Genomic DNA, 12,464 nt, shown 5'->3' on the forward strand with positions numbered 1-12,464 from the left:
GGCGCTTCGGTGCTTCGGTGCTTCGGTGTTTCGGTGCTTCGGTGCTTCGGTGCTTCGGTGCTTCGGTGCTTCGGTGCTTCGGAGCATCAACGGGCTTCACACGAGGGCGAATCCGGCTCCTGACACGCAGGACGTGGAAAGGGACCTGGAGTGGGATGCGGGAAAGGAACAAGGGCACGCCGAAGGCAGCCGGCGCACGGCTGGCGGCGGCTTCTGGCGCCAGCCCAGCACCGAATGAACCACCTCGCAGAAGCACAGGCGTCAAACGGAGCACCGGATCACTCGAAACGGCGAGTCCGACTCAAATTCCGTGTAGGACGCCGCACAGGTGTCAGGTCGGGGAGGCGAGGGGCCCGCTGTTTGTCGGCTCCCCTGCCATCAGCGAGCACACGCGCGGGGAGAGAGGAAACGGAGAAGGAGCCGCCCGACGGCCACCGCCCCAGGTCAGGTGCCAACCGTGGCCACGCGACAGGCCGGTGCAGCGACGGCACGCAGACCGTACAGTCCGGCAGGGAGGGGTACCGCACCGGCGCGCGACCCGATTCGGAGGTTTCCGTTCCGACATCGGTGCACGGTCCGAGGGAGGCCGGTGAGACCGGGGAGGCCGGCCGGGTGAGCAGTGCGGTTGACGAGGGGCCCTTGCGCGGTCTCCGTGGGACTGCGGGCGGCCTTCGGGCGCGGATTCCGGGTGCGGGATCCTGTGCGCGGACTCCCTGGTGCGGACTCCCGGGCGCGGGCTCCCGGGCGTGCGGATGGTCGGCTTGCTTCGGGCCGGCACCGGGTTCAGTTCCGGGGGCCGGTTCCGGCCCTGGGTCCGGTTCCGGCCCTGGTTCCGGTTCCGGCCCTGGGTCCGGTTCCGGCCTTGGGTCCGGTGCGGGTCAGTGGCAGGCCGGCGCCAAGGGGGCGTCGGCGCCTCACCTAGAGACTGTCCCGTATTTCCGTGAGGTCCAGGGGCGGCAGCTGACGCAGCTCGGACCCGGCCGCGCTCATGGCGGCGCCGTAGCGCGAGGTGCCCAGGAGCTCCGTCAGGGCGTCGGCGATCTCGCCGCGGCTCGCCGTGATGTCCAGCGCCCGACCCAGGCCACGGCGGGAGAACGCGGCGGCGTTGTCGGGCTGATCGGCGAGAACACCCAGCCCCAGGACGGGCGTTGCCCCCTGCACCGCGTCGAGCAGGGACGCTCTGCCTCCGTGCGTCACGAACAGGTCGGCCCGGTGCAGCAGGGCGGGCTGTGGGACGTGTTCGACGACCTTGATGTGAGGGTTCGCGCTCGCCAGGTGCTGCGCGAGAGCTCCCGCGGACACGATGGCGTCGCAGTCGATTGCACGGAGTGCGGCCATGATCTCCTTGTATACGTTCTCGACGGTGACGCGCAGGCCGGGCATCGCGGTGGTCAGGGTGCCGAGGCTCACGTAGACGAGCGGGCGCGACGGTCGGAAGGAGGAGGCCCGACACTCAGGGAGGACGGTGCGGAAGTCCGCGACGGTGCGTCGGACCGCGCGCGCCGAGGGCGGGGGCGTCTCGTAGAACCAGTGGACCGGTGCGGGGGTGAGCATCGGGGGGAGCGTGGGGGTGTCCTGCTCGTGCTGCTTGTAGAGGGGAAGCAGCACGGGCGCGATCCGGGTGTCCCAGAGATTCAGGAGCACCGGCCCGAGGCCGTTGTCCGCTGCGAGCAGGGGCAGTTGCAAGGCCCTGGCCGCGAGGTGCGCACCGAGGTCGCTGCACTCGGCGATCACCAGATCGGGCGGCTCCTGTGTCCACGAGGTGAGCAGGTCATGGACCTTCGCCTCGGCCTGCTCGGGCCAGAGGTGGCCGAAGACGTACCGGTTGAAGGAGGCGTTTCCGTACCTCTGCCAGACCTCGCTCGCCGCCTGTTGGACGCCGGGATCGCACGTCCAGTTCGTACCGGCGACACGGAACTCCACCCCGCGCCGCCGGGCTTCGCGGCGGAACATGAGGGGAGCATGGAGCGTGACCTGGTGGCCCTGCTCCCGGGCCGGGCAGGTGACGTAGTCCAGCGCGGACACGTGCGAAGGTATCGGTTCAGCGGTGATCGCTATCCGTAAAGCCACCAGGACACTCCCAGCTCTTTTCATCGGGTCAACGCCCGGGTGGGACAGCAGCCTTCGGCCGCATCGGCCGTGCTGCGCCGTTATGTGCCTCGGTGGTCCGGCTGCTCGTTGCCGAGGCGGCTCTGAGCCTGCGGTGTGATCCGTCCCAGCTGCCACCAGCGACGGGAAGTTCGGGATACGGGAACATCCGAACCAGCCATGACCAGCGGATATACGCGTCGCCTGGAACGCTGAAAGGGAACGCCGGGGCCACAGCTTGCCGCCCCTGGACGTCACCAGTACGCGGGCGACTCGCCCCCTCGAATCAGCGGGCTTCGAGCAGATCGGTGGACGGCAGAGAGCCGGACCGATGAGCCGAAGCGAGCCTGGTGGTCGGCCGGCGTGTGTCAGCCCCGCCGTCGAAGCTGCGCGGACAGGTGGTGTTGCAGCGGCCGGCCGACCGCTGCGAGGTCGTGGACGAAGGTGAGGGTGTCCTTGTCGGTGAGTGTGTAGCGGCGGCGGGTGGCGGTGACCTCCTTGGCGGTGGGGGTGAGAGCCACCTCGTGGGTGGAGAGGTCGACCGTACTGCCGTCGGCGCGGCCGACCGAGATCTCCGCGATGCCGGTGGGCTGGGTGATCAGTGCTTCCACCCGCCCTTCAGGCTGCAGCCGCCACCAGCCGCTCTCCCTGGCCGACGGGCGCAGCGGGGTGCCGTCCGGGTCGAGCAGCCAGGCACGTGCCTCGTAGTGGAGGAAGGGACGCCCGTCATGGCTGAAGGTGACTTCCTGCGCGTAGGTGAACTGCTCGTCGAGCGTCGGGTACTCGCCGCGTCCCTGTCCGGCCCAGGTGCCCAGGAGCCCGACCACCGGAGCGAGCAGGGCGTGCGGCGCCGGTGCTTCGTCCGGTCGAAGGGCGTCGGGGTACGGGGGCTTCTGTGCGTGGTCGAACATGTGGGGTGCTCCTGGGCCGAGGCTGTCGAGGCTGGTTCCGGGGGCAGCCTAGCCAGGCACGCAGGTCTTTGCGGAAGACCGTGGAGCTGTGCCGGACCGTCATGCCCACCCGTAGATACAGGTCGAGCGCGCCGGTGTCCGAGTGTGTCCACTCGTCGAACGCGTCCTGGACGAGGACGTGCGTGGCGGGCCCGTCGCCGACGCGGAAGGGCCGTACCACCACGCCCGTCGGCGGCTGGGGCACCGAGGGCTCGACCGGCATGGCGAACTCCAGCAGCCAGGCCGTCACCAGCGGCTCGTACCCGCGCGAGCGCAACAGCGCGACGGCTCCGGAATCCGCGTCCGGCACGGTCTGCACGATGCCGTCCACACCGGCCTGCCGCGCCCGCGCCTGCGCCCAGTCGAGAAGCCCCGCGCCCAGGCCCCGGCCCCGGTGCTCCGGGTGCACGTCGACCGCGGAGCGCCGGTCCACCCGGGCGCGGGCAGCCAGACACCCGGCCCGGTCATGGACGAGCACGGTGTCCGACTCCGGCACCAGCCCGGCCTCGCGAGATTCGGGCCGGCGGCCGGGCCCGCTCGCCCACCCGTGTTCCCGGCCGTAAGCCGTCCGCGTCCGCCTGGATCCCGCACGATGCGCCCTGTGCACCTTACGGTTCACCTCGGGCAATTCCCCGCAGATGGGATGGATGGGGTGGTCGACATGATGTGCGCGGCGGCAGCCGAGGGCGGCGGGGCCGTGCCTGCTCCGGAGCGGGCCCCGGAGTCCGGGCGGCAGCCCTTGGCGCCCCTGCTGGCGGTGTGCGCCGGGTATTTCATGGTGATCCTGGACGTGACGATCATCAACGTCGCCGTGCCGGTGGTAGGCCGGGAGCTGTCGGCCTCGCTCACCGGCATTCAGTGGATCACCGACGGGTACACCCTGGTTTTCGCCGGGTTTCTGCTGACCGGCGGGGCGCTGGGCGACCGGCTGGGGAACCGTCGCGTCTTCTGCACGGGCGTGGCCGTGTTCACCGGGTCCTCGGCCGCGTGCGCGCTCGCGCCGAGTGCCCCGTTCCTGATTGTCGCCCGGCTGGTGGAAGGGCTCGGCGCGGCGCTGATCGTGCCCGGTTCCCTGGCACTGCTCCAGCAGGCCTACCCGGCAGCCGCCGCACGCTCACGGGCCTTCGGGCTATGGGGGTCGATGGCGGGTATCGCGGCGTCCGCCGGGCCGTTGCTGGGTGGACTGCTGGTCTCCACCGCGGGCTGGCGATGGGTATTCCTGATCAATCTGCCCGTTGGCCTGGCCTGTCTGGTACTGACGCTGCGGCAGGTGGCACCCTCGCCCCGCCGCGCCGGCCGGGTCCTGGACTGGCCGGCGCAAGGCCTCGTCGTGGCGGCGGTGGCACTGCTGACGGCCGCCCTCAACGAGGCCGGACGTCGTGGCTGGTCCGACCCGGCCGTTCTCGCGGGGCTGGGCCTGTCCGCCACGGCGGTCGCGGCACTGGTGGCGCGCGAGCGGCTGGCCCGGTCTCCCGCCCTGCCGCCGCGCCTGCTGCGGTCTCGTGCGATGAGCGGCGGAGCCCTGATCGGCCTGCTGTTCAACTTCGGTTTCTACGGCATGGTGTTCACCGCCAGCCTGGATTTCCAGCACCAGCGCGGCTACAGCGCCCTCGGCACCGGCGCTGCCCTCTTCCCGGCCGTGGCGATGACCATGTTCGCCTCCGTCCTGTCCGGGCGGCTGACCCGCACCACGGGCGATCGTCCGCTGGTGGTCTGCGGCATGCTTCTGGCGGCCCTGGGGCTGGCGGGCTGGGCCGCGGCGGGAGCCGCCCCGGCCTACCCGCTGCTGGTGCTCCCGATGATGGCCGCGGGCTTCGGCACCTCCTTCGCCCTCACCGGCTCGACCTCCACCGTGATGGGCGCCGCGCCTGAGGCGTACACGGGAACCGCCTCCGCGCTGTTCAACACCACCCGCCAGATCGGCAGCGCCACCGGGGTTGCACTCGGCGGCACCTTGCTCGCCACCGCCGCCGACTACAACGCGGGAACACGCCTGAGCATGGCCATTGGCGCGCTCGCCTACCTGGCCGCCGCAGGCCTCGCGTGGCGGTGCGTACCGGCAAAGCCCGGAAAGTCCCAGAGGAGCAAAGGGCATGCCCGGCTGCGTCGGAGCCGGTAGTCGGCAGTCGGCAATCGGTAGGTCGCCGTTCCGGTTCCACCGGCCTCAGTCAGCGCGCTGCGTCGAGGCGTCGGTCCACCCCAGCGGATGCAGCTCCAGATCATGCGCGGGCGGCTCACCACCCGCCTCGTTAAGAGCGGTCAACGCCTTGATGAGAGCGGCCCGCTCACCGGGGGCCAGCCGTTCGACGATCTCACTGATCTCGGCGCGGCGTCGGCGAGTGACATCCTCAACGGTGCGACGCCCCTCCTCCGTGAGCGTCAGCAAGGTCTCGCGACGATTGCCGGGGGTGATCTGCCGGTCTGCCAGGCCGGCCGTGATGAGCCGGTCCACCATGCGCATCGCGGTCGAAGGGGCAACCTGGAGCAGTTCCGCGAGGACGACCAATTTGGTGGCTCCACGCGTGGAGAGAACCATCAGCATCCGGAACTGCGGCAGCGTCACGCGCTCCTCGACCGCCGCAAGCGAACGGGCGGACACCGCGACCAGCAGTCTCGACGCCGTGAGCACCGCACGGGTCACCGCGTCCACATCATTCACGTCCCGCGCAGGGGCTTCACGCTCGGCCATCCCCCCTTTCTATCGTCCTTCGAACGCTGCCCACTCACTCGGCCAGCCTTGAGGCCCCGTTTTGACAGCAATGGCCGTCGCGTGTGGAGCAGTTGGCGACCGGCTCGGGTGAGGCTCTTCCGCCACCGCGAAGGGGTACGCCGGTGACCTGCCACCTGCTGCTTGGTCTCGCGGATCAACCCACCCTCCACTACTGTCCGTTCGAACGAACAGTATCGGAGGGCAACGTGCGGAACATCAATGGCTCGACCGTTCTGCTGACCGGCGCCAGCGGAGGCATCGGCAATGCGCTGGCCCGGGCCCTCGCGGCCAGAGGTGCCCACCTGGTGGTCACCGGCCGGCGCGCCGATGCGCTCCAGCAACTCGAAACGTCCTTGGGTGCCCGGCCGCTGGTCGCGGATCTGAGCGACCGCGAGGCGGTCGAAGATCTCGCCGAACGGGCCGGGCCCGTCGACATCTTGATCGCCAACGCCGCCCTGCCCGCCAGCGGCCCCCTGCTCGACTACACACCACGGCAGATCGACCGGTCGCTGGAGGTGAACCTGCGCGCACCTCTCCTGCTGGCCCGGCTCCTGGCACCGCACATGGTGGCCGCCGGCCGCGGCCACCTGGTCATGATCGGCTCGATCTCGGGCCGGACCTCCTCCCCTTCCACCTCGCTCTACAGCGCCGCGAAGTTCGGTCTGCGCGGCTTCGCCCACGCCTTGCGCCAGGATCTGCACGGCACGGGGGTGGGCGTGTCGCTCGTACAACCCGGCTTCGTCCGTGATGCGGGAATGTTCGCCGACACCGGCGCCACACCGCCCGCCGGCATACGTACCGTCAGCCCCGAACAGGTCGCGGCCGGCGCCCTCAAGGCGATCGAACGCAACCGAGCCGAGGTCAATGTGGCACCCCTCGAACTACGCCTGGGCAGCGCCATCGGCGGACTCTTCCCCACCCTGGCCGCTGCCGCCCAGCGCAGGGCTTCGCCCGCTTCCCTCGTTCAGCAGATCGCCCAGGCCCAGCGCCACCAACGCTGAGCGCCACCACCGGCCGTCACGGCCGAGCGCCGCGCCCGAGTACTTCCGGGCGCGGCATGCCCTGTCTCGATGTGTTGCTGTGGGCCTGGTGCGTCATGCGGATCAGGTCGTCCGCCGCAACGTCGTTTCAGTGGGAATCCTGCAGGGCGCGGAACGAGTCGAACCAGACGGTGGTCCGCCCGACCCTTCCGTTTTCCTTCCGGACGGTGCGGTTCGCGTACAGGGGGTTGAGAATCCACGGCTTCTTGTGAGCGCCCCAGCCCGTCTGCATGGATTCGATCTGCGTCACCCCGTAGGTCGCCACCGCGAGCTTCCCGGTCTCCCGGAACATCTGCAGCTGCTGCGTCAGATAGTCCTTGTGGGGCGCGAACCACGGACTCATCGCGAGGAAGTCGTCCCACCTCTTCTGGGGGAAGGGCTTCTCGATGGCGTTGCCGATCACCTGCCACACGCGGGTGTTCGGGGGCACCTTGTACTTCTCTGCGTAGGCCGCCGGGATCTTGTCGCCCATGTGCTGTTCCCAGAGCTGTACCAGGGAGAACTCCGTGGCGAGAAACTTCTTGTTCTTGTCCAGGCGGGACACGACGTACTGGACGTACTTGCCGGCCGCCTCCAGGGAGTCGACGTGCGGATGGATGTCGAGGCCTTCCAGCTCCGGCTTCCTGTTGACGAAGGTGACCCACCGCTCGGTGGCCGGCGTACGCCCCTCCTTCGTGTCGAGGCGATTGAGAGCCCCCATGTACAGGCGGGTCCTGCAGCCGTGCGGGAACTTCTTCCTGCGGTAGTCGATGACGTGCTCGGCGACGTGCTCGTAGAACACATTGAGGCGCGCGTCGCGCTCGTCTTTCCTGGTCTCGAGGAAGGGCTCGTTGCCGATGGTGAGGATGTCCATCTTCCCCATGACAGCGTCCAGCACCCGGTCCACGCGCTTCAGCTGCGTTGCCATCTCCTTGCTGCCCGCCTTGGGAAGCGACTGCCCGAGGGTCAGGAAGGGGAACTTCAGGGAGAGGATCGTCCGGAAGCCTTTCCCGCTCGCGTCAAGCAGCCTGGCGATGGATTGCTGGTGGGCCGGGGGGTGCGTGTCGAGGTCGTCCGTCATCGGGACGAAGCCGCGCACCCACTTCGCCGAAAGGGCCCTCACCTGGGCGAAATCCATGTCGGAGGGATCCTCGTTGAAGTTCACCCCGAGTGCGCCGTTCGGCGCCTCGCCGATGGGTGCGCTGCCGCTCTGCGCATTCGTCTGCGCATTCGTCTGCGCACTCCCCTCGCCACTCGCCTGCTTACTCTCCTTGGGATTGCAAGCCGCTGTGAGGAGGGCCGCGCCGGACACTCCCAGCAGCCAACGACGCGAGGTCGGCCTCGCGAGGGACGGCGTACCGCGCGTGTCAGGCTGCGCGGACGACTCGTACCGCATTGCTGTGCTCCGATTCTGGTGACGTCATCGCCGGCCGTCTTCCCCCACCGGCGCCGCCTGGGGCGCGCCGGCCGGGCGGACGTCGCTGAACCGCCCTTGCCGACAGGCAGCCTTATCCCGCACGCGACGCCCCGGTGCCGGTCCGTGCATGATCAACGTAGTTCATCAGAGACAGACAGCGCACGGCCCCGTCTCCCCCTGCCGGAACAGCCGCCAGGAACGCAAGGCCGCACTCCGCGCTACGTGGAGAGGGAGCACTCAGTAGAGTCATGGCATGGACTTGACCGGGAAGGTCTGGGGCGCCACGGCTACGGAGCAGGGAGCGCGGTATCCCTGTGATCCTCTGGTGGCGGGGCCTGCCGAGGGGTGGGTCCGGGCCGTGGACGTGGCGGCGCCGCCCGGTCTCGTCTTCCGTTGGCTGCGGCAGTTGACCCTCGCGCCGTACAGCTACGACTGGATCGATTTCCGCGGACGGAAGAGTCCGCGCACGCTCGTCCAGGGACTGCCGGAACTGGCCCTGGGGCAGCCGTTCCTCGTGTTCGAGATCGCGGGCTTCGAGACCGGGACGCACATCACCGGTGTGCTGCCGGGCCAACTCGCCGAACGGCACGGCCAGATGGCGGTGAGCTACACCCTGACCCCGCTCGGAGAGGGCTGCCGCCTGGTGGTGAAAGTCGCTGCGGAGGCCGAGGGGCCACTCCCCCGCAGACTGCGCCGCAGGCTCCTGGCCTGGGGCGATCTCATCATGATGCGCAAGCAGCTACTGACCCTCAAGAAACTGGCCGAACGGGATGCCGGTGCCTGAAGGCCAGGTGGTGCCGCCAGGTGGTGCCGCTTCGATCGGCAGCGCGTTCCGTAGAGCGTTCTGTGGGCCTCCCGCAGCCGGCGAGGCGTGCTGCGTCGGCTGCGGGGCCGGCGGCTTCCTACGTCAGCCCGGGGTGGCCGTCGGTGTCGGGCCGGGTGGGGGATCTTCTCCTTCGTAGGCCGCCAGCGCTGCTTGGCGGCTGTCCAGGACCTCGGCGAGGTCTTCGGGGAGTACGCGGTCCTGCGCCAGTTTCATGCGGGCCCTGGCCTCGACGAAAGCCCATGCCTGCCGGGCGCGTTTGTTGGCCAGACGTCTGCTGTCGCTCCGGAGGAAGCCGGCGCCCGCCGCGCAACCCGCCGCGGCCAGAGCCACCAACGCCGCGGGCACGCGGGCGTCCGCCGACGCCAGGCCGGCGGCGCCGGAGACGCCGGCGAGGAGAGCCGCGGGAAAGCCCAGCGCGATATCGGTCTTGACCCAGAACTCGGCCCTGCGGTGCGCCAGGTCCTTCTGCCGCGTCGCTTCGCCACACAGCCGTTCGACCTCGGCTCGCGGCCGGCTCAGGGGCTCGTTCCGGGACGACGGCACGGGATCAGGGGCGGTAGTGGCCATGCTTGGATTCCAACACGGGGGAAACGTAAGGGACTTGTACGGGCGTGCACAGACTTGAGGGGCTTCCGTGGTGAGCTCCTGACAGATCGACAGTGGCAGGGGGCCGACGGTGCGGTGGTGCGGTGGTGCGGTGGTGCGGGACAGTGTGGAAGCGGGTCTGTTGTTGCCTTCGGCGAAGGAGCGTCCCGCCGGGAGCGTGGCATACGGTCTCCTCAGGATTGACCTGCTGTCTCGTCGGGAGTGCCCTTTGGTCTCCTCAAGCGTGACCTGCGGTCTCGTCGAAGGACTCCTTTTCGCGCGGTTGGCTACTGTGGGGAGTCTGCCGGCGTGTCGGCCGGCGGGCAGGCGGCGCCTTGCGGGTCGCCCGGAACCCGATGAAAGGTGCGGACATGACGAGCGTGCACGGTGGCGCCCTGGACCTCCCCACTCCGGACGGCATCGCCGATGCCTATCTCGCCCGTCCCGACGACGGCGAGCCCCACCCCGGTGTCCTGCTGTACATGGACGCCTTCGGACTGCGGCCGTCGCTGGAGGAGATGGCCAGGCGCCTGGCCGGACACGGCTACACGGTGCTGGTGCCCAATGTCTTCTACCGCGCCGGACGCGCCCCGGTGGTGGAGCTGCCGGACTTCATCGATCCCTCCCAGCGGCCGGAGATCTTCGCGCAGCTTTTCCCGGTGATGCAGACCCTCACTCCGGACCTGGCGATGCGGGACGCCGGAGCCTACCTCGACTGGCTGACCGCCTCCCCGCAGGTCACTGACGGCCCGATGGGCACCACCGGTTACTGCATGGGCGGGGTCCTCGCCGTCCGCACCGCCGCGGCCCATCCCGACCGCATCGGCGCCGCGGCCGCCTTCCACGCCGGCCGCCTGGTCACCGACGCCGAGGACAGTCCGCACCGGCTCGCCGACCGCATCACGGCTGAGCTGTACTTCGGCCACGCCGACCACGATCATTCGATGCCGACCGACCAGATCAAGGCCCTGGAGCAGACTCTGGACACCGCGGGTGTGCGCTACCGCAGCGAGCTGTACGAAGGTGCCGACCACGGCTATACGCAGGCCGACACCGCCGCGTACAACGCCGAGGCGGACGCACGTCACTGGCGCAGCATGCTGGAGCTCTTCGGGCGCTGTCTCTGACACCACGGGCGGGCCGGCGGCCGGACAGCCACCGGCCTGCCCGTTTACCGGCCTGCCGGTCTGCCGGTCTGGCGGTCTGGCGGTCTGGCGGCCTCTGGCTTGTGGTCCGGTCCGTGTGCGGAACCTTCGCTCGGGAGGGCCCCGGTCAGGCCACCGGGACTGCGGCCGGACTTGCGCCGGGGTCGGGGTGCCGGTTGTTTCCGGTGGGCAGGACCAGCATCTTCGTCACCGTGCCGTCTTCCGCGACGACATCGCGGACGTGGGTGAACCCCAGCTTTTTGCCCAGCGCCAGACTGGCGGCATTTTCGGCGCCCACCATTCCGTAGACCTCGTTGAGCTGCAGGGTGTCGGCGGCGTAGCGCAGCAGACCGCGTACCAACTCATTGCCCACCCCCCTGCCCCGGCTCTCCTTGACCAGTGCGGCGATCATCTCGTAGCCGTCGACGTTGCCGGTTTTCTTGATCTCCGCGTGGCCCACGTAGACGCCCTGGGACCACACAGCCCATACATCGAACAGGTTCTTGGCATAGATCTCGTTGAGAATCGCTTGGAATATGACCCGGATCTGTTCTTCGGGTACGCGGTCTTGGCCCATCCAGCGGCAGACCTCTTCGTCACCGAGCAGCGCCACGAAGACCTCCTCGTCCTCGGGCCGGTAGGGCGCAAGAATCAGTCGGTCGGTGCGCAGGATCGGGGTCATTTCAGGGTCCCTTCTCATGGGAATGCACAAGTGATCCGGGTGAGTGAGGTGAGGTGAAAGGCAATGTCGGCGCGGAACGGAGGGGCCGACTTCCGGGAATGCGCCGGTCGTGAGGCGGGCGCGGCGCATGCCATGTCCGGGCATGTGTGAAAGTGCGTGATCTCGTGCGAACTCCGCGCCGTGCGGCGGAAGTTACCCCGTCATGCCGTCGTCCGCCGTGGCCCGATGGCGGAACGGAGCGGTGCCCGACGCTCCGGCCAGGCAAAACCGGTCCATGTCACGGACCGGCCACTGAGAAAGTCCCCCGCGATCCGCAGTTCCCTCACCCCGAAAAAAGTCTTGAACTCCGCTCTCAGGCATCCGGCCTGTGCGGCGCATGTCACTGGTATAGCGTAATAACGCCCTATCGTCACTACCTGGCGCCAAATCCGATATGACAGGTAATTAAGGCGTACCCTGCCATTTACCGTAGACAACGGGATGCCTGCCGCAGGGCTGCTACCAGGGGAAATGGGAAGCAGCCGCCGGGAAATCGTTTTCGCCGGCGGTGAGCAGCGAGGGTTTTTCGACGGCCGGGCGGTGTGGAAGGCCGCGGGGCGGCCCGGCGACTCGGAAGACGGCGCGGCGGGCGGCGGCGCAGTTCGCGGCGCGGCGCGCGGCAGGCGCGGCGGCTCAACGCCCGCGAAAGGTGCGGCCGCAAGGGGAAGGCGGTGAACGGGCCGTGCGGGCCGCGTCGGCCGGTGACTCGTGTTCGCGGCCCGCACGGAGGGTGATGCGGGAAGGGGCAGGGCGCGCGGCGGTCAGCCGTGGCCCTGCGGGACGGATCGGTCAGGAGGCGGCGCGGTCCATGCGCTCGCGCAGGCTGCGGGGGCGCATGTCGGTCCAGACCTCGTCGACGTAGGCGGAGCACTCGTCCTGGGTGCCCTCCTTGCCCACGGCGTGCCAGCCGTCGGGGACCTCCAGGTCGGCCAGCCACAGCGAGTACTGGTCCTCGTCGTTGCGCAGCACCTGGTAGCGGGCGTTCTCGTCCATGTCACGCTCT

Annotated in this window: 12 protein-coding genes; 4 read left to right on the forward strand and 8 right to left on the reverse strand. The window is 69.5% G+C overall.

Going from position 1 to position 12,464, the window contains the following annotated elements; genetic code table 11:
• Positions 1 to 918 precede the first annotated feature (918 nt).
• The 3 genes from CFW40_RS02170 to CFW40_RS37775 form a co-directional block, all read right to left on the reverse strand.
• Entirely contained in the window at positions 919 to 2,025 is a 1,107-nt protein-coding gene (locus CFW40_RS02170) for a glycosyltransferase (RefSeq protein ID WP_256331633.1), read from the reverse strand.
• A gap of 431 nt (positions 2,026 to 2,456) precedes the next feature.
• Positions 2,457 to 2,927, reverse strand: coding sequence for an FABP family protein (locus CFW40_RS02175; RefSeq protein ID WP_256332135.1), 471 nt, complete (start codon positions 2,925 to 2,927; stop codon positions 2,457 to 2,459).
• A complete protein-coding gene (locus CFW40_RS37775) occupies positions 2,815 to 3,657 on the reverse strand; it encodes a GNAT family N-acetyltransferase (RefSeq protein ID WP_306427419.1) in 843 nt (280 codons plus the stop codon). The genes CFW40_RS02175 and CFW40_RS37775 overlap by 113 nt, the downstream gene beginning before the upstream one ends.
• 42 nt (positions 3,658 to 3,699) lie before the next feature.
• On the opposite strand from CFW40_RS37775, the gene CFW40_RS02185 reads away from it, so the two are divergent.
• Positions 3,700 to 5,157: an MFS transporter gene (locus CFW40_RS02185; protein ID WP_371127210.1), complete on the forward strand. Its 1,458-nt coding sequence runs from the start codon at positions 3,700 to 3,702 to the stop codon at positions 5,155 to 5,157.
• Between the two features lie 45 nt (positions 5,158 to 5,202).
• Here the strand turns inward: CFW40_RS02185 and CFW40_RS02190 are convergent, their stop codons facing one another.
• Positions 5,203 to 5,727, reverse strand: a complete 525-nt coding sequence (locus CFW40_RS02190; protein ID WP_088796126.1) for a MarR family winged helix-turn-helix transcriptional regulator — start codon at positions 5,725 to 5,727, stop codon at positions 5,203 to 5,205.
• A gap of 227 nt (positions 5,728 to 5,954) precedes the next feature.
• Here CFW40_RS02190 and CFW40_RS02195 point away from each other — a divergent pair, with 227 nt between their 5' ends.
• A complete protein-coding gene (locus CFW40_RS02195) occupies positions 5,955 to 6,749 on the forward strand; it encodes an SDR family oxidoreductase (RefSeq protein ID WP_176956600.1) in 795 nt (264 codons plus the stop codon).
• Between the two features lie 127 nt (positions 6,750 to 6,876).
• Here the strand turns inward: CFW40_RS02195 and CFW40_RS02200 are convergent, their stop codons facing one another.
• Complete coding sequence (locus tag CFW40_RS02200) at positions 6,877 to 8,079, reverse strand: hypothetical protein (RefSeq protein ID WP_256331632.1); 1,203 nt, start codon at positions 8,077 to 8,079, stop codon at positions 6,877 to 6,879.
• A 358-nt stretch (positions 8,080 to 8,437) separates the two neighbouring features.
• Between CFW40_RS02200 and CFW40_RS02205 the strand changes: the two genes are divergently transcribed.
• Positions 8,438 to 8,968 carry a hypothetical protein gene (locus tag CFW40_RS02205; RefSeq protein WP_088796127.1) on the forward strand — a complete coding sequence of 177 codons (531 nt, stop codon included), beginning with the start codon at positions 8,438 to 8,440 and terminating at the stop codon, positions 8,966 to 8,968.
• Between the two features lie 123 nt (positions 8,969 to 9,091).
• On the opposite strand, the gene CFW40_RS02210 is transcribed toward CFW40_RS02205, so the two are convergent.
• Entirely contained in the window at positions 9,092 to 9,577 is a 486-nt protein-coding gene (locus tag CFW40_RS02210) for a hypothetical protein (RefSeq protein WP_176956598.1), read from the reverse strand.
• A 389-nt stretch (positions 9,578 to 9,966) separates the two neighbouring features.
• Here CFW40_RS02210 and CFW40_RS02215 point away from each other — a divergent pair, with 389 nt between their 5' ends.
• Positions 9,967 to 10,722: a dienelactone hydrolase family protein gene (locus CFW40_RS02215; protein WP_088796128.1), complete on the forward strand. Its 756-nt coding sequence runs from the start codon at positions 9,967 to 9,969 to the stop codon at positions 10,720 to 10,722.
• Positions 10,723 to 10,867: 145 nt separating this feature from the next.
• On the opposite strand, the gene CFW40_RS02220 is transcribed toward CFW40_RS02215, so the two are convergent.
• A complete protein-coding gene (locus CFW40_RS02220; RefSeq protein WP_088796129.1) occupies positions 10,868 to 11,422 on the reverse strand; it encodes a GNAT family N-acetyltransferase in 555 nt (184 codons plus the stop codon).
• 828 nt (positions 11,423 to 12,250) lie between these two features.
• Complete coding sequence (locus CFW40_RS02225) at positions 12,251 to 12,454, reverse strand: MbtH family NRPS accessory protein (protein ID WP_088796130.1); 204 nt, start codon at positions 12,452 to 12,454, stop codon at positions 12,251 to 12,253.
• Positions 12,455 to 12,464: the final 10 nt, after the last annotated feature.

It is taken from the genome of Streptomyces sp. 2114.4 (assembly GCF_900187385.1).
GTDB lineage: Bacteria > Actinomycetota > Actinomycetes > Streptomycetales > Streptomycetaceae > Streptomyces > Streptomyces mooreae.

Coding starts and splice junctions, on each gene's coding strand:
- CFW40_RS02185 (WP_371127210.1), top strand. CDS start 3,700: ATGATGTGCGCGGCGGCAGCCGAGGGCGGCGGGGCCGTGCCTGCTCCG.
- CFW40_RS02190 (WP_088796126.1), bottom strand. CDS start 5,727: ATGGCCGAGCGTGAAGCCCCTGCGCGGGACGTGAATGATGTGGACGCG.
- CFW40_RS02205 (WP_088796127.1), top strand. CDS start 8,438: ATGGACTTGACCGGGAAGGTCTGGGGCGCCACGGCTACGGAGCAGGGA.
- CFW40_RS02210 (WP_176956598.1), bottom strand. CDS start 9,577: ATGGCCACTACCGCCCCTGATCCCGTGCCGTCGTCCCGGAACGAGCCC.
- CFW40_RS02215 (WP_088796128.1), top strand. CDS start 9,967: ATGACGAGCGTGCACGGTGGCGCCCTGGACCTCCCCACTCCGGACGGC.
- CFW40_RS02220 (WP_088796129.1), bottom strand. CDS start 11,422: ATGACCCCGATCCTGCGCACCGACCGACTGATTCTTGCGCCCTACCGG.
- CFW40_RS02225 (WP_088796130.1), bottom strand. CDS start 12,454: ATGGACGAGAACGCCCGCTACCAGGTGCTGCGCAACGACGAGGACCAG.